The organism is Stenotrophomonas sp. G4, assembly GCF_003428825.1.
GTDB lineage: Bacteria > Pseudomonadota > Gammaproteobacteria > Xanthomonadales > Xanthomonadaceae > Stenotrophomonas > Stenotrophomonas indicatrix.
This window is the reverse complement of sequence record NZ_CP031741.1, coordinates 760,933-777,264: the sequence shown is the minus strand read 5'-3', so window position 1 is coordinate 777,264 and position 16,332 is coordinate 760,933. Positions and strand designations below refer to the sequence as shown.

Genomic DNA, 16,332 nt, shown 5'->3' with positions numbered 1-16,332 from the left:
CGTCTCATCACGGCCGCCAGTTGGCGTTGCTCTCCCAGAACGCCACCGCGCGCTGATAGGCTTGGCGGTCCAGCGGCACGCCCGAGCCACCCTCGTCTACGCCCAGCGCATTGCGCATCATGGTGATCGGCGCCATTGGCACTTCTTCCGGCTCGGCGGTATAGATGCAGCCGACGATGCCCCAATCCGCATCGATGGGTGAACCTTCCTTGGCCAGCTGCTCGGCGCTGTACAGGATCACCACCAGGTAATTGGCCCGCGGCGATTCCACGCCCTCGAACCAGCGCACCAGCACCGGCAGTTCCTCACGGTTGCGCGCCTCGTAGCCACTGCGCAGCAGGTGCCGGTTGGCGTCGGTGATCGGCACCGTCAGGCAGCGCGTACTGGTCCAGTTTTCATAGACGAACAGCTTGCAGAACGGTGCATAGCCATCGAGCACCTTCAGCGGCGGGTGCGCGTTGAGATGCGCCTGGAACTGCTCGGCGCTGCAGTCCTGGATGGTGTTGGCGCGCGGTACGCGCGGGAACAGCCGGGGGCGGGCGAAATCGGTGAGGACGATGGACATGGCGCGGTGTGATCGAAGAATCCGCTGCACAGGGTAACCGCCACCGGCGGTGCAAGGGGAGCAGGCCGAGAGTCACTGGCATCCGAACCGGACTTGCCCCACCCTGCCCTCGACCTACCGTAGGGATTGCAGGCTCATGGATGCAGCACGCGCGTTGTCCCCTTCCCGTCGATCACACCAACGGCCTCTGCTGAAGGCAGTAGCGGCTGTGCTTCTCGCTCCGGCCCTGCTGTTCGCTGCCGCCCTGATCTGGCCGTTGCCAGCGCCGCCGCAACCCGATGTCGGCAACAGCCGGGTGATCATCAATGCGCGGGTGGTGGACGTGCAGAACGGCGTCGCCAGCGCGCCCACCACTGTGACGGTGCGCAACGGCACCATCATCGCCATCGGCAATGGCCCCCACGACGCCACCTTGCACGTATTCGACGCCGGTGGCCGCTGGCTGCTGCCCGGCTTCTGGGACATGCACACCCACGCACTGCAGTTGTCGCCGCAACTGCAGTTCCCGTTGATGCTGGCCAACGGCATCACCGGCACCCGCGACATGATGGACTGCCCGCAGCCGACCGATCCGCTGATCGCCTGCGTCGCTGACAAGCGTCGCTGGAGCGCACAGGCCATCGCTGGCACGTTGACCGCGCCGCGATTCGTACAGGTGGCAAGCTTCTACTTCGAAGACCCTGCGCTGGCACCACAGGACGCCGTCCGTCGCGCGCGTGAGTACGCCGAGCGCGGCGTGGATGCACTTAAGGTCTACAACCGGCTGCGCCCGGATACCTACCAACGGCTGGCTGCCGAGGCGCGGCAACTGCATCGTCCGCTGGTGGGCCACCTGCCCAGGGCGGTGGCGCTGGAAGAGGCACTGCAGGCGGGACAGCACAGCTTTGAACACGCACATCTGTTCGTTCGCCACTGCGCCGGATCCGCAGCGGCATGGCGCAGCGGGGCGCTGGATGGAGAAGACCCGGCAGCCCTGGCCGAGCGCATGGTGGACAGCTACGAGCCTGCAACGTGCAGCGCCGCCTTCGCACTGATGCAGGCCAGTGGCAGCGCGTTCGTGCCCACCCATGTCACCCGCGAGGAGGACGCCCGCGCGCGCGATCCGGGCTTCATCGACGACCCGCGGCTGGCGCACCTCGATCCGCTTTCGCGCTGGGCCTGGCGCGACGACCTGCAGGCCACCGTCACCCGCTACCCAGGCCAACGTGGAGAGCGCGCGCTGCAGGCCTATTTCAATCATGGCCTGGCACTGACCGGCGCTGCGCACCGCGCTGGCGTTCCGGTGCTGGTGGGCACCGACACCGGGCTTGGCGGCTTCCGCTATCACGATGAACTGCAACTGCTGCACCAGGCCGGACTCAGCCAGGCCGACGTGCTGCGCGCAGCCACGTTGCACGCCGCACAGCACCTTCGCCTGCAGGCCCGGCATGGCAGTGTCGAGGTCGGCAAAGCGGCCGACCTGGTGCTGCTGGACGGCAATCCTCTGCTGGACATCGGCAACAGCCGGCGCGTGCATGCGGTGCTGCTGGCCGGTCACCTCTACGACCGTCCAAGGCTGGATGCACTGCTGGCCTACTCCCGCGCGCAGGCACGCTCACCTGCGGTCATGGCGCGGCTGCTGTGGGGATTCGTGACCAGCCCGGTCAGCGCGGAACTGTAGGATCGGCTAAAGCGCCATCCGCTCGCGAAGCTCCCGTGCCTGCCGCCGCGATACCTCCACTTCACTGCCATCATCCAGTGCCAGATCGTAGCCATCGCCAATGCTCGGCGTGACCGCACGGATGCGCCGCAGGTTGACCAGCGTGTTGCGGTTGGCACGAAAGAAAAGGTCCGATGGCAAGCGTGCCTCCAACGCGCTCAGGCTGCGGGCCAGCAATGCGTTCTGGTCTCGGAACCACAGCCGCGTGTAGTTGCCGTCCACAACCAATCGACGGATCTCGGCAATGGACACGAACCAGCAGCGCTCGCCTTCGCGCACGAACACCTGGTCCTGCGCACCCAGCGTGCCGTGCATCATGGGAGGCTCGGTATCCAACGCCGCATGATGGCGTGCACGCTGCAGCGCTTCCAGCAGTCGCGGCGCTTCCACCGGTTTCACCAGGTAATCCAGTGCATTGGCCCGGAACGCGCGTACTGCATAGGTGTCGTAGGCAGTGACGAACACCACCGAGGGCACCCTTTCCAACCCGTCCAGTACATCGAAGCCGGTACCGGACGGCATCTGCACATCCAGCAACACCAGGTCCGGCGCCAGCGTGGCGATCGCCTCGCGCGCAGCAGGCACATCGTCGGCCTCGCCCACGCACTGCACCCACGGCAGCGCCGACAACAGCGTCCGCAGTTCCTGTCGCGCCAGCCGTGCATCATCGACAATCAACACACGCAGCACGGCCGTCATTGCGGAATCTCCAGCAGAGCCTGCATGCGGTCGCCGACCGGCTGCAGGACGAAACGGCCGCGCGTGCCAAGCTGCGCGCGCAGGTAGGCCAGTCCCACACCATGCCCGTGCGCAGGCTCACCGCCAGTGCAGAGCGGGTTGTCCACCTGGAGGCGCAGCAGATCATCTTCCAGCGACGCGCGGATATGTACCTCGCCGCCGCCCGCGCGGCTGGCAATGCCATGTTTTATTGCGTTCTCCACCAACAGCTGCAATGCCATCGCAGGCAGTTGTGCCTGCACAGCCTCTGCGGCTATCTCCCGCCGCACCTGCAGACGCTGTTCGAAGTGGATCGCCTCGATGGCCAGATAGTCGTCGACCACTTCCAGTTCCTCGGCCAGGGTCACCTGCTCGCTGCGATTGTGGGCCAACGCGTGGCGCAGCGTACGCGACAGGCGGGTGACCATGTCGCGGGCACGCTCGGGGTCTTCCAGAATCAGCGCTCGCAGGTTGTTCAATGCGTTGAACATGAAATGCGGATTCAGCCGCGCACGCAACGCATCGCGTTCCAGGGCGCTGCGCTCCGCCTCCACCCGCAATCGCGCCAGCTCGCTGTGGCGCGCGCGGCGCAAGCCATGCAGGCCCGCCCACAGGCCCGTCCACATCAAAAGGAACAGGGCGGTGTTCATCCAGTACAGCACGACCGACGACAACTGGTAGTCGGCATGCCCACCGGGCAACTGCACCCAGCCCAGGGCCAGCGCCGGCAACAGCAATGCCGCCGTCAGCCCCTGTGCAATGCTGGCGCCGACCACCACGCCAGTTGCCAGTTTCAACACCAGGCTGCCCAGACTGCCATCCCACCAGCGCTGCCGCAGTGCGACCGAACGCAGCGCGCCGCTGCACAACCACAGGGAAACGGCAATGCTGAGGGAGATCAACACCACGCCGCTGAACAGCGTACCGCCGCCGATACGCACCCCCAGCCACAGGCTGTACGTCGCATAGCCTGCCCATGCCAGCGCATTGAGGATCCAGAAGCGGCGGGATGGCGTGGTAGCGTCCATGAGCAGCCTTGGCGGTGGAGGAAAGGGCATACGGCGGTCAGGGATGTGCGGCGAGGAAGCGGCGCACGTGCGCCTGCAGCCAACGCGGATCATCCCACATCAGGAAGTGGTAACCCTGTGCGCTCATCTCGATCTGCACACCCGGCAGCTTCGCGTACTGCGCCTGGAACTGCGCACGGGTACTGGCTTGCGTACTCCCCATCGACTGGTAAGCGGCCCAGCTGCCCAGCACCAGGACCGGCGTGTGGATGCCGGCGATGTCATCACGCAGATCGCGCACCAGCATGGAGTACATCGCATCGGCCATGCTCGTGCGATCACTGTCGCGCCCCCAACGCTGCAGCTCCGGCAGATGCTGGGTGCTGCGGGTCAGGGCTTTGGCGGTCGCATCGTTGCGTGCATTGAAGCTGGCCTCATCGGCCGCCAGCAGCCCTTCACGCAGCTGCCCGGCCATCATCCCCACGTTCTGCGCGGTGGCCTGCGGGTTCATCACCGCCGCATAGAACGGCAGCGAATCAACGATCACCAGCGGGCCGATGCTATCGGGTGCCTTCAGTGCCAGTTGCATCGCCAGCACACCCCCCAGGCTGTGACCGATCACGGCGACCTTCGACAGGTGCCGCGCCTGCAGATAGCCCAGCAGTTCGTCGCGCATCGCCGGCAGGAAATCGGCCGGCCGCGGATCGGCAGGCGCCGCACCAGCAAAACCCGGCAGTTGCACCAGATGGCACTGCACGTCCTTCAGGGTCAGGCAGGTCTCACGCCAGACCTCCGCACTGCTGTTGAGCCCGGGAATCATCAGCAAGGGACGGCCCTTGCCGAGCACCTCGACCTGCACTGCGCCTGCAACGGCGGCTTTATCGACGGCTGTGGCATGGGCCGGGCCTGAGCCAAGCACGGCCATCGCCATGCCGATCATCGCCAGCCCGGCCAAGTCCTTCATCGCGTACCAGAGTGCCTGGAAGATCTTCATCGTCTGCTCCTTCATCGCGTGGGTGGTGCCGGGATTGGGACCAGCCTGGCTTCGCTCCCGTTGCCCCGGTTGCGATTACGGAGCAACGGCCCGTCAGCGGGGCGAACGGTCGCCTGCACGGGACGGCCTGACCCCGCACATCCATCACACATCCATCTCGATGAAGAGATATACTGCTTCGCACCCGATGCCGCCGCCCGTGCCATGACCGCCATCAGCTTCGAGTTCTATCCGCCCAAGACCGACGAACAGCGCACCCAGCTGGACCGTGCCGCGGCCAGGCTGAAGGCCTATGCCCCCGAGTACGTGTCCTGCACCTTCGGCGCCGGTGGCTCGACCCTCAGCTACACCTCCGAGACCGTGCGCCATCTCAACCAGCACCACGGCTTCGACGCGGCACCGCACCTGTCCTGCGTCGGCGGTACCCGCCAGGAAATCCGCGAACTGCTCAAGCTCTACCGCGCCATCGGCTGCCGGCGCCTGGTGGCACTACGCGGCGACCTGCCCTCGGGCATGGGCTTTCCTGGCGACATGCGCTATGCCTCCGAACTGATCGCCTTCATCCGTGCCGAACACGGTGATGCCTTCCGCATCGAAGTGGGCGCGTATCCGGAAACGCATCCGCAAGCGCAGGACGCCCTGCTCGACCTGAAGCACTTCAAGGCCAAGGTCGACGCCGGTGCCGATGCCGCCATCACCCAGTACTTCTTCAATCCCGACGCCTACTTCCACTTCGTCGACGAAGTGCAGCGGCTCGGCGTGCAGGTGCCGATCACCCCGGGCATCATGCCGATCTCCAACTTCAGCCAGCTGCGCCGTTTCTCCGAACAGTGCGGTGCGGAAATCCCGCGCTGGATCAGCCGCAAGATGCAGGCCTACGGTGACGACGCCGAATCGGTGCGCGCCTTCGGCGCCGAAGTGGTGGCCAAGCTGTGCCAGCGCCTGGTCGAAGGCGGCGCACCGGGCCTGCACTTCTACACCTTGAACCTGGCCAAGCCGACGGTCTCGGTACTGAAGCTGCTGCAAGGCTGAAAAGTACGCTGCGTTATCGCAATCGGCGCTACGCTGCGTCGATGAAGCTCGTCCTGTCCCTGTTGCTGGTCCTGCTGCTGCCCGGTGTCTGCGCCGGTGTGCAGGCGCAGACCACGCGCTTGAACCGCTGCACCGATCCGCAGGGGCAAAGTGTCTATACCGACCGCCCCTGCGACAGCCTGGGCGCGCAGTCCCGGCGGCCACCGCCGGCGCCTTCCGGCAATACCCTGCAACGCGACAGCCTCGGCAGCAGCTGCCCGCGCCGGCTGAGCGAACTGGTGCAGGCTTTGCACACGGCGGTCGGCATCGGTGATGTGAACCGGCTTTCTTCGCTGTACCTGTGGGGCGCGGTGTCCGATGCCGGCGCACAGCGGATTCTTGGCCAGCTGGAATCGGTGGTGCGGCGGCCGCTGGTGGACGTGGTGCCGGTGTATCCGCGCCAGGATCTGGATGAGGGCCAGGGCATCGCCTCGCAGGATTCGGAAACGGTGCCGATGCCGGCTGCACGGCGCCATCCGATCGGGTTGCGGTTGGAGCAGACCCTGCCGGGCAGCGCCACGCGTGCGGCGACCGTGCTTGGGCTGCGGCGGCAGTATGGGTGTTTCTGGATTACGTTGTGAGCGGGTGCTGCTGAACCGCCATCCACGCATGGCGTGGATCTACTGCTTGCGGTGAGGGGTCGGATCCCCTTCCAGCGGAAAGGGCTCCGACCCCGGATTCAAGCGAGGAGGTCAGAGCCCCGCGTCGCGGGATCCGATCCTGTGTATCGCGCTACGCCGGCCATAGTCCGCGGATGGCGGCGATACCCTGCCCGCCATGCCGGCGTGCCTCGACCACATGCTGCGGTGTCATGCCGCCGAGCGCATAGATCGGCAGCGAGACCTGGGCGCGCAGCGCGGCGAAGGCCTCCCACCCCAATGGCACTGCATCGGGATGGCTCGCAGTGGCCTGCACCGGCCCCAGCACGGCGAAGTCGCAGCCCAGCCGCTGTGCGGCCAGCAACTGCTCAAGCCCGTGGCAGGAGGCGGCCACCAGCTGCCCGGACGGCAGCGGCCGTTCCTGCAGCGACTGCAGCTGCTCGCTGCCCAGGTGCACGCCAACGCCGAGGGTGCGCGCCAGTTCGATATCGCGGTTGAGCAGCCACTGCACACCGCGCCGATGCGCGCGCACGGCCTGCTCGATCACGCCCTGACGCTGCGGATGCTCGGCGGGCAGGCGCAGCTGGATGCGTTGCTGCCCCGAAGCCACCGCCTGCTGCAGCTGGCCGTGCCAACGCTGCAGGCCGCCCTCATCGATGTCCGGCGCAGGGGTGATCAGGTAGCAGTCCGGCTGGCGCAGTGCGGCCACCACCGGCAGGTCAGCCGGCGGCATTGAATAACGGACCAGCTTGTCCGGCGTCACCCAGGTGATGGCCTGGCCCTCGCGTCCACGCGGGGCGCCCTTCCAGCTGCGCACGTGGCGCACTTCCAGGGTCAGGTCCTTGTCCGGGTAGCGCTGCGGCACGTCCATGATCCACTCGCCCACCTCGGCCTCGATGCCCAGCTCCTCGTGCAGCTCGCGCACCAGCGCCTGTTCGGAGGTCTCACCGGGCTCGCGCTTGCCGCCCGGGAATTCCCAGAGGCCGGCCATGTCGCGGCTTTCGGTACGGCGGTTGAGCAGGATGCGGCCGCGGGCGTCGGTGATGACGGCGGCTACGACGTGGATCGATCGTTTCGGGGAAGGCATGGCCGAAGCATGCCGAAAAGCGGGGCACCGGCGCAATCGCCGGGCGCTTCAAGGCCCAGAACAGGAAAGCCCCGCTTTCGCGGGGCTCTCCGGGGGTCAGCTCAGCTGGCCGTGGCAGTGCTTGTACTTCTTGCCGCTGCCGCACGGGCACGGATCGTTGCGACCGATCTTGGGCTCGTCACGCTGCAGCTGCGCCACGCCCTGCTGGGCGGCCTCCACCTGCGCCGCCTCTTCGTCGGCGCCGTAGCCGCCAGCGTCCTGGTGCTGGAACTGCGACTGGCTCAGGCGGGCTTCCACCTGCTGCCGCTCGGCCGCTTCCAGAGCCTGCACTTCCTCGTCGCTGCGGATGCGCACGCGGGCCAGCAGGGTCACTACTTCGCGCTTGACGTTCTCCAGCATGTCCGAGAACAGCTCGAAGGCTTCCTTCTTGTATTCCTGCTTCGGCTGCTTCTGCGCATAACCGCGCAGGTAGATGCCCTGGCGCAGGTAATCCATGCGCGCCAGGTGCTCCTTCCAGCTCTGGTCGAGCACGGTCAGCATCACGTGCTTCTCCAGCGCGCGCATGGTCTCTTCGCCCACGCCCGCTTCCTTCTCGGCGAAGTGCTGGTTGATGCGCTCCTGCACCTTGGCGGTGATGCCTTCGGCGTCCAGCTCCTCGTGCGACTTGACCAGATCGGTCAGCGACATGTCCACACCGAAGTCCGACTGCAGCGTGGCTTCCAGGCCACGCAGGTCCCACTGCTCGTCCACCGAGTTCGGCGGCACGAAGCGGGCGACCACGTCGAAGATCACGTCGTCGCGGATGCCATCGACGTTGTCCTTCACCGACTCGGCGTCAAGCAGTTCGTCGCGCTGGGCGTAGATCACCTTGCGCTGGTCGTTGTTGACGTCGTCGAAGTCCAGCAGGTTCTTGCGGATGTCGAAGTTGTGGGCCTCGACCTTGCGCTGCGCCTTTTCAATCTGGCGGCTGACCAGACGGTCTTCGATGACGTCATCTTCCTTCATGCCCATCATGCGCATGGCCTTCTGCACCCAGTCGGAGGCGAAGATGCGCATCAGGTTGTCTTCCAGCGACAGGTAGAAACGGGACGAGCCCGGGTCACCCTGGCGGCCCGAACGGCCACGCAGCTGGTTGTCGATACGACGCGATTCGTGGCGCTCGGTGCCGACGATGTGCAGGCCGCCGGCCGCCTTGACCGCGTCATGGCGCTTCTGCCACTCGGCCTTGACCGCTGCCTTCTGCTCGTCGGTCGCGCCTTCGCCCAGCTCGTGGATTTCCGCTTCCAGCGAACCGCCCAGCACGATGTCGGTACCACGACCGGCCATGTTGGTGGCGATGGTCACGGCGGCCGGACGACCGGCGTTGGCGACGATGGTCGCTTCGCGGTCGTGCTGCTTGGCGTTGAGCACTTCGTGCTTCACACCCGCCTTGCGCAGGTGCTCGGACAGCATTTCCGAGGTTTCGATCGAGGTGGTACCCACCAGTACCGGCTGGCCGCGCTTGGCGCACTCTTCGATGTCGGCCAGCACCGCATTGAACTTGCCCTTGCGGTTGAGGAACACCTGGTCCGGGCTGTCCTTGCGGATGGTCGGGCGGTTGGTCGGGATCACCACCACTTCCAGGCCATAGATGCTCTGGAATTCGAACGCTTCGGTATCGGCCGTACCGGTCATGCCGGACAGCTTCTTGTACATGCGGAACAGGTTCTGGAAGGTGATGCTGGCCAGCGTCTGGTTCTCGCGCTGGACCGGCACGCCTTCCTTCGCTTCCACCGCCTGGTGCAGGCCATCGGACCAGCGGCGGCCGGCCAGGGTACGGCCGGTGAATTCGTCGACGATGACCACTTCGCCATCGCGCACGATGTAGTCCACATCGCGCTGGTAGATGGCGTGCGCGCGCAGGGCGGCGTTGAGGTGGTGGACCACGGTCAGGTTCTGCGCCGCGTACAGGCCTTCGGTCTCGGCATCGAGGATGCCCGCTTCCACCAGCAGCTGTTCGGCGTGCTCCATGCCCGCTTCGGACAGGTGCACCTGCTTGCCCTTCTCATCGACCCAGAAATCGCCTTCGCCGTCTTCCGCTTCCTGCTTGACCAGGTTCGGCACGATGCGGTTGACGCGGATGTACAGCTCCGGGGAATCGTCGGCCGGGCCGGAGATGATCAGCGGGGTACGCGCTTCGTCGATCAGGATGGAGTCGACTTCGTCGACGATGGCGTAGTGCAGGCCGCGCTGGTAGCGGTCAGCCTTGGACAGCGCCATGTTGTCGCGCAGGTAGTCGAAACCGAATTCGTTGTTGGTGCCGTAGGTGATGTCCGAACCATACGCTTCGCGCTTGTCGCTGTGCGGCATGCCCGGGTAGACCACGCCTACGCTCAGGCCCAGCCAGTTGTACAGCTTGCCCATCTGCGCGGCATCGCGGCGGGCCAGGTAGTCGTTCACGGTGACCACGTGCACGCCCTTGCCTTCCAGCGCGTTGAGGTACACCGGCAGGGTCGCCACCAGGGTCTTGCCTTCACCGGTGCGCATTTCTGCGATCTTGCCCAGGTGAAGCACCATGCCACCGATCAGCTGCACGTCGTAGTGGCGCATGCCCAGCACGCGGCGACCGGCCTCGCGGCAGACCGCGAACGCTTCGGGCAACACCTTGTCCAAGGCTTCACCACCGGCGATGCGCTGCTTGAACTCCGGCGTCTTGGCCTGCAGCTGCTCGTCGGAAAGCTTCTCGATCTCCGGCTCCAGCGCATTGATCTTGGCGACGATGCGGTTGAGCTGGCGCAGCTGTCGTTCATTACGACTGCCAAATACGCGGGTAAGCAGGCTGTTGATCATTGAGGGAACCGGGTTGGATGGAAATGCCGCACGGCTCCGGGAAGGATCCGTCCGCCGCAAACGAATCAGGGCGCCTGGCGCCCTGTCGATGGCAACACCCATTGTAGCTTGGGATGGGCCGCTGGGGTTTCAACCCTGTGGCGGCATTGGCATCCGAACATTCCGGTAGTGCCGGCCGCTGGCCGGGTACGCGTCAGCGCATGCGCGCTGGCGCTCCCACGCTTCGCTGCGCGAACCGCGGGCCCCGCTTACCTGGTCTCCACACCCCCGCGCCTACGGCGCTGCCCCCGTACTCCGGGGGCGGTAGTGCCGGCCGCCGGCCGGCACCCCAAAGCGGAATCAGCCGCGGGTGATGCGCCCGACCGGGGTATTGCCGCCATCGCCGAGGAACTTGCGCGGGTTGACCACGTTGCCGTTCTCCCACACCTCGAAGTGCACGTGGGCGCCGGTCGAACGACCGGTGGAACCGGCCTTGGCCACTTCCTGGCCGGCACGGACGAGGTCGCCGACCTTCACCACCAGGCGCGAATTGTGCGCGTAGCGGGTGACATAGCCATTGCCGTGGTCCACATCGACCACGTTGCCGTAGCCGCCCTTGACCCCGGAGAAGCTGACCACGCCGTCGGCCACCGACATCACCGGGTCACCGACGCGGGCGTGGAAGTCCATGCCCTTGTGGGTGGCGGCACCGCGACCGAACGGGTCGGCACGGGTACCAAAGCCGGAGGTGACGTAGCTGTTGCGGATCGGCATGCGCGAGGGCACGGCGTTCTGCTGCAGCTGGTGGTCGAACATCAGCGATTCCATCACCGACAACTGGCGGCCTGAAGCAGCAAAGCGCTGCTCCAGCACCTGTAAGTCGGCGTTGACGTCCTTCACCGGAATGTCGGCGGTCGGGCCGCCGGCATCGCCGTCACCGAGGCCGGGGGTCTCGTTGAAGTCGAATTCGCCGTCTTCCAGCTTGCCCATCTGGGTCAGTCGCTCGCCCAGGGCGTTCAGGCGGGTGGCCTGCGCCTGCAGCTCGCCGAGGCGGGCAGCCAGCGCGTTGACCTGGGTCTGCGCATCGCGCTGGACCTTGGCCAGCTCGGCCTCCTGGCGGTCGACCTTGGCCTGCAGGCGCGAGTCATTGAGCGCGCTGACGCCAATTCCACCGGCAAGGCCGATAATGCAACCTGCGCCGAGCACGCTGCCCAGCAGGGCTCGGGGGCGGTCCTCGAAGTAGAACCGCAAACGCGTGAGCGCCGATTTGGCCTGTCCTTCACGCGTTTTGATTACGATCTTTTTGAATGCCATCAGTGAGTTTTCATGTCTGAGCCGAAATCCAGCGTTCGTCCCGCATCCCGACCGAAACCGGCCCTGGATGCAGTGATGGCGGACAAAAGCGGGAACCCGCTGCGGCGTGCCCTATGGCTCGACGCGCTGGACCGTCAGTTGCGCCCCCAGTTGCCGCCACCTCTGCGCAGCCGTTGCCGGCTGGCCAATGTGGACGGGGAACACCTCGTTTTTCTCGTCGAGTCCCCGGTCTGGCATGCCAAGTTGCGGCTTGCCGAAGCCCAGTTGCTCGACGCGGCCCGGTCCATCGGGCTGAAGGCCACCAAGGTGACCGTCAAGACTGCGTCTCCCACTCCCACGCGCTCCCCAGCGCTCGACAACCGGAATGGACCCCACGCAGTTTCAGCCGCCACGCACAAAGGGCTACGCGACGCCTTGGCAGCTCTGCAGGACCTTCCTTCGAAACCGAAGCGGGAAACCTGAAAGCAGCGGAGCGTCCTGCTCCACTCCCCGTCGCGCGTGTCACCGCAGCGTGAAACATTTCGGGGGCCGGGTCGCATCCTAGCTGGCCCCGGTGGGCCAGTCGTTAGATTGTTGTTAAAACAACGTTAAATTCAGGCTTCGGATCCAACAGGTTCACAAAACCGTGACCTCGGCCCCGCCGTCGCGTCACCAACTGCGCCAGTGCGTCAAACAACGCCGGAAACGCAGACGCCGCCCTGGAAGGCGGCGTTTTTGCATTCAAATTCAACAACTTGTGAAATCAGGCATAGGCCGGTGTGGCGTACACCACCGGGTCCGGCACGGCCGGCGAGTCGTAAGTGACCCATTCCCAGGCAGTGGCATCGGCCATCAGCGCCCGCACCAGCTTGTTGTTGAGCGCGTGGCCGGACTTGAAGCCCTCGTAGGCACCCAGCACCTGGCCGCCGGCCAGATAGAGGTCGCCGATCGCGTCAAGAATCTTGTGGCGCACGAATTCGTCGGCGTAGCGCAGGCCGTCTTCGTTGAGCACGCGGAACTCGTCGAGCACGATGGCGTTGTCCATCGAACCGCCCAGGCCCAGGTTGCGCTCGCGCATGTATTCCAGGTCGCGCATGAAGCCGAAGGTGCGCGCGCGGGAGATTTCCTTGGTGTAGGCCATCGTCGAGAACTCGATTTCCTGGCGCGACTGCTTGGCCGGGATCATCGGGTGGTCGAACTGGATGGTGAAGCCCAGCTTGTACCCCTCATACGGGGTAAAGCGGGCCATCTTGTCGCCCTCGGTCACTTCCACGGTCTTCAGCACGCGGATGAAGCGCTTGGGCGCATCCTGTTCGACGATGCCTGCCGACTGCAGCAGGAACACGAACGGGCCGGACGAACCGTCCATGATCGGCAGCTCGGCCGAGGACAGTTCGACGATGATGTTGTCCACACCCAGGCCGGCCAGGGCCGACATCAGGTGCTCGACGGTCTGGATCTTGGCGTCATTGCAGGTCAGGCCGGTGCACAGGGTCACTTCGGTGACCAGTTCGGCCTTCGCAGGCACTTCCACGACCGGATCCAGGTCCACGCGCCGGAACACGATGCCATGGTTGACCGGCGCCGGACGCAGGGTCATGTAGACCTTGTCGCCGCTGTGCAGGCCTACACCGGTGGCGCGGATCGTGTTCTTGAGGGTGCGTTGCTGGATCATGGGGGACGACCGGAAGTGACACAGTAGATTAACACGCAGGGTCCCCTACCCCGGCTGAAACGCCGGTGGGACGCGCGTGAAGCAGGGCGGCCGGGCCCATCCTGGCCCGGCGCCCGCGTTTTCAGGACATGGTGACGCAACCCGGGGGGGACAAGCCCCGAGCAGCGTCGATCAGTCCGCCTGGCGGCGCAGGAACGCCGGGATGTCCAGGTAATCGTTCGGCAGTTCCGCCGCGGCCGGGGCCGAGGAGGCCGGAGCCGACGGGGAGGAAGCTGCCACGCTGTCGCTGCTGGCACGACGCAGGCCCAGGCCCATGCCGCCGACGGCCTTGGACACGGCGTCGCCGCCGTTGTCGAACTCGCCGAACTCCGGCTGGCCGGTGGTGGCGTTGCGGACCAGCTTGATCGGTGCACGCTCGCCCGGACGCTGGGTCTTGCTGGCCGAGACGCGGTTCAGGCCCGTGGCGACCACGGTCACGCGCACTTCGTCCTGCATGTCCGGATCGAGCACGGTACCCACCACCACGGTCGCGTCTTCCGAAGCGAAGCCATCGATGGTGCGGCCGATCTCGTCGAACTCGGCCATGGTGAAGTCGGCACCGGCGGTGATGTTGACCAGGATGCCGTTGGCGCCTGCCAGGTTCACATCGTCCAGCAGCGGATTCTGGATGGCCGACTCGGCCGCGGCCTGCGCGCGGTCATCGCCGCGGGCGGTACCGGTACCCATCATCGCCAGGCCCATTTCGGACATGACGGTGCGCACGTCGGCGAAGTCGACGTTGATCAGGCCCGGACGCACGATCAGGTCGGCGATGCCCTGCACGGCGCCCTGCAGCACGTCGTTGGCGGCACGGAAGGCCTGGATCATGGTCGCGTTGCGACCCAGCACGGTGATCAGCTTCTCGTTGGGGATGGTGATCAGCGAGTCGCAGTGCTGGCTCAGTTCTTCGATGCCCTTCAGCGCGACCTGCATGCGGCGGCGGCCTTCGAACGGGAACGGCTTGGTGACCACGGCCACGGTCAGGATGCCCATTTCCTTGGCCAGCTGTGCCACCACCGGCGCAGCGCCGGTACCGGTGCCACCGCCCATGCCAGCGGTGATGAACACCATGTCCGCACCCTGCAGCGCGTCCATGATGCGCTCACGGTCTTCCAGCGCAGCCTGGCGGCCGACTTCGGGGTTCGCGCCTGCGCCCAGGCCCTTGGTGACATTGGTACCCAGCTGCAGCTGCAGCTTGGCACCACAATTCTTGATGGCCTGCGAGTCGGTGTTGGCGGTGATGAATTCCACGCCATCCACTGCCGAGTTGACCATGTGCGCCACGGCATTGCCGCCGCCGCCGCCCACGCCAACCACCTTGATCACCGCATTGGGTGCCATCTTTTCGATCAGTTCAAAATGCGCCATGTCCGTGTCCTCGTTGTATCCGCTTGTCGGTGGCATGGACGGTCGGGCCTCCTGCCTTCGCGTGTCATGTTGCCGTTGCGGCTGTGTGGGTTGTGTGTTGCGTTGTTGCGTCGTGATGCGGGTACTGCGGGTGTTGCGACCGGGCTTCGCCCGGGTGTTACAGGTGCCGCGTCAGAATTCGCCGCGGAACCAGGTCTTGAGCTTCTTGAACATGCTTCCGGCGCGGCCGGTCGGCAGCGACGGCCGGCGCGGATGCTCGATCTGGCTGCCCATCAGCAGCAGGCCCACGCCGGTGGCATGCACCGGGTTGCCCACCACTTCGCCCAGCCCGGTAACGTGCTGCGGGATGCCCACGCGTACCGGCATCTGCAGCATTTCCTCGGCCAGTTCGACCACGCCTTCCATCTTCGAGGCACCACCGGTCAGCACCATGCCGGCGCGCACCAGTTCCTCGAAGCCGGAGCGGCGCAGTTCGGCCTGCACCATTTCGAAGATCTCTTCGTAGCGGCCCTGCACGGCCTGCGCCAGCGCGTGGCGCGGCATGCGGCGCGGCGGACGATCACCGACCGACGGTACCTGGATGCTTTCCTCGGCAGTGGCCAGCTGGGCCAGGGCGCATGCATAGCGCACCTTGATCTGCTCGGCTTCCGGGGTCGGCGTGCGCAGCATGTGCGCGATGTCGTTGGTCACGTGGTCGCCGGCGATCGGCAGCGAGGCGGTGTGGCAGATCGCGCCCTGCACGAACACTGCGATGTCGGTGGTGCCGGCGCCCATGTCGACCAGCACCACGCCAAGCTCGCGCTCGTCGGCGGTCAGCACCGCCACGCTGGACGCCAGCGAGGACAGCACCAGGTCGTCCACCTGCAGGCCGCAGCGCTGCACGCACTTGCTGATGTTGGCCGCGGCCGACTGCGCGCACACCACCAGGTGCGCATGCACCTCCAGGCGCACGCCGGTCATGCCGACGGGGTTGCGGATGCCTTCCTGCGAATCATCCAGCACATACTCGCGCGGGATCGCATGCAGGATCTTCTGGTCGGCCGGGATCGCCACTGCCTTGGCCGCATCGAGCACGCGATCGAGGTCGCCCCAGGTCACTTCACCGTCGCGGATCGGCACGATGCCGGGCGAGTTCTTGCACTGCACGTGGTTGCCGGAAATGGAGGCATACACCGAGCGGATCTCGCAGCCGGCCATCAGCTCGGCCTCTTCGACCGCGCGCTGGATCGACTGCACGGTCGATTCGATGTCCACCACCACGCCGCGCTTGAGCCCGCGCGATTCGTGCGAGCCGATGCCGATCACTTCGATCGGGTTGCCCGGCGAATACTCGCCCACCAGGGCCACCACCTTGGAGGTGCCGATATCCAGGCCGACGATCAGCGATTTGTCACCCTTGCGATTCATGTT

14 protein-coding genes are annotated in these 16,332 nt (G+C 66.0%); 4 read left to right on the top strand and 10 right to left on the bottom strand.

Going from position 1 to position 16,332, the window contains the following annotated elements; genetic code table 11:
- Positions 1 to 7: 7 nt before the first annotated feature.
- A complete protein-coding gene (locus D0Y85_RS03410; RefSeq protein WP_117309547.1) occupies positions 8 to 565 on the bottom strand; it encodes a DUF3228 family protein in 558 nt (185 codons plus the stop codon).
- Positions 566 to 701: 136 nt separating this feature from the next.
- Here D0Y85_RS03410 and D0Y85_RS03405 point away from each other — a divergent pair, with 136 nt between their 5' ends.
- Entirely contained in the window at positions 702 to 2,225 is a 1,524-nt protein-coding gene (locus D0Y85_RS03405) for an amidohydrolase family protein (RefSeq protein WP_117309546.1), read from the top strand.
- 6 nt (positions 2,226 to 2,231) lie between these two features.
- On the opposite strand, the gene D0Y85_RS03400 is transcribed toward D0Y85_RS03405, so the two are convergent.
- Genes D0Y85_RS03400 through D0Y85_RS03390 form a run of 3 tightly spaced genes read right to left on the bottom strand, consistent with a single transcriptional unit; the run spans position 2,232 to position 4,982 of the window.
- Positions 2,232 to 2,963 carry a LytTR family DNA-binding domain-containing protein gene (locus D0Y85_RS03400; protein WP_117309545.1) on the bottom strand — a complete coding sequence of 244 codons (732 nt, stop codon included), beginning with the start codon at positions 2,961 to 2,963 and terminating at the stop codon, positions 2,232 to 2,234.
- Complete coding sequence (locus tag D0Y85_RS03395; RefSeq protein ID WP_117309544.1) at positions 2,960 to 4,009, bottom strand: histidine kinase; 1,050 nt, start codon at positions 4,007 to 4,009, stop codon at positions 2,960 to 2,962. The genes D0Y85_RS03400 and D0Y85_RS03395 overlap by 4 nt, the downstream gene beginning before the upstream one ends.
- Positions 4,010 to 4,046: 37 nt before the next feature.
- Positions 4,047 to 4,982: an alpha/beta hydrolase gene (locus tag D0Y85_RS03390; protein WP_117309543.1), complete on the bottom strand. Its 936-nt coding sequence runs from the start codon at positions 4,980 to 4,982 to the stop codon at positions 4,047 to 4,049.
- A gap of 204 nt (positions 4,983 to 5,186) precedes the next feature.
- On the opposite strand from D0Y85_RS03390, the gene metF reads away from it, so the two are divergent.
- A complete protein-coding gene (gene metF, locus D0Y85_RS03385) occupies positions 5,187 to 6,014 on the top strand; it encodes a methylenetetrahydrofolate reductase [NAD(P)H] (protein WP_059066021.1) in 828 nt (275 codons plus the stop codon).
- 41 nt (positions 6,015 to 6,055) lie between these two features.
- Positions 6,056 to 6,634 (top strand): DUF4124 domain-containing protein, encoded by a 579-nt coding sequence (locus tag D0Y85_RS03380; protein WP_117309542.1) that lies wholly within the window; start codon positions 6,056 to 6,058, stop codon positions 6,632 to 6,634.
- A gap of 151 nt (positions 6,635 to 6,785) precedes the next feature.
- On the opposite strand, the gene D0Y85_RS03375 is transcribed toward D0Y85_RS03380, so the two are convergent.
- From D0Y85_RS03375 to D0Y85_RS03365, 3 genes are all read right to left on the bottom strand, one after another.
- Complete coding sequence (locus D0Y85_RS03375) at positions 6,786 to 7,739, bottom strand: Nudix family hydrolase (RefSeq protein WP_117309541.1); 954 nt, start codon at positions 7,737 to 7,739, stop codon at positions 6,786 to 6,788.
- Positions 7,740 to 7,835: 96 nt separating this feature from the next.
- Positions 7,836 to 10,568 (bottom strand): preprotein translocase subunit SecA, encoded by a 2,733-nt coding sequence (secA, locus tag D0Y85_RS03370; RefSeq protein ID WP_117309540.1) that lies wholly within the window; start codon positions 10,566 to 10,568, stop codon positions 7,836 to 7,838.
- 339 nt (positions 10,569 to 10,907) lie between these two features.
- Positions 10,908 to 11,861 (bottom strand): M23 family metallopeptidase, encoded by a 954-nt coding sequence (locus D0Y85_RS03365; protein ID WP_025876571.1) that lies wholly within the window; start codon positions 11,859 to 11,861, stop codon positions 10,908 to 10,910.
- A gap of 12 nt (positions 11,862 to 11,873) precedes the next feature.
- On the opposite strand from D0Y85_RS03365, the gene D0Y85_RS03360 reads away from it, so the two are divergent.
- Entirely contained in the window at positions 11,874 to 12,323 is a 450-nt protein-coding gene (locus tag D0Y85_RS03360) for a DUF721 domain-containing protein (protein ID WP_025876573.1), read from the top strand.
- Between the two features lie 280 nt (positions 12,324 to 12,603).
- On the opposite strand, the gene lpxC is transcribed toward D0Y85_RS03360, so the two are convergent.
- The 3 genes from lpxC to ftsA form a co-directional block, all read right to left on the bottom strand.
- Complete coding sequence (gene lpxC / locus D0Y85_RS03355) at positions 12,604 to 13,515, bottom strand: UDP-3-O-acyl-N-acetylglucosamine deacetylase (protein WP_025876575.1); 912 nt, start codon at positions 13,513 to 13,515, stop codon at positions 12,604 to 12,606.
- 171 nt (positions 13,516 to 13,686) lie between these two features.
- On the bottom strand, positions 13,687 to 14,922 hold the full coding sequence (gene ftsZ / locus D0Y85_RS03350) for a cell division protein FtsZ (RefSeq protein ID WP_117309539.1): 1,236 nt from the start codon (positions 14,920 to 14,922) through the stop codon (positions 13,687 to 13,689).
- Positions 14,923 to 15,093: 171 nt separating this feature from the next.
- Complete coding sequence (gene ftsA / locus D0Y85_RS03345) at positions 15,094 to 16,329, bottom strand: cell division protein FtsA (protein WP_025876580.1); 1,236 nt, start codon at positions 16,327 to 16,329, stop codon at positions 15,094 to 15,096.
- Positions 16,330 to 16,332 lie beyond the last annotated feature (3 nt).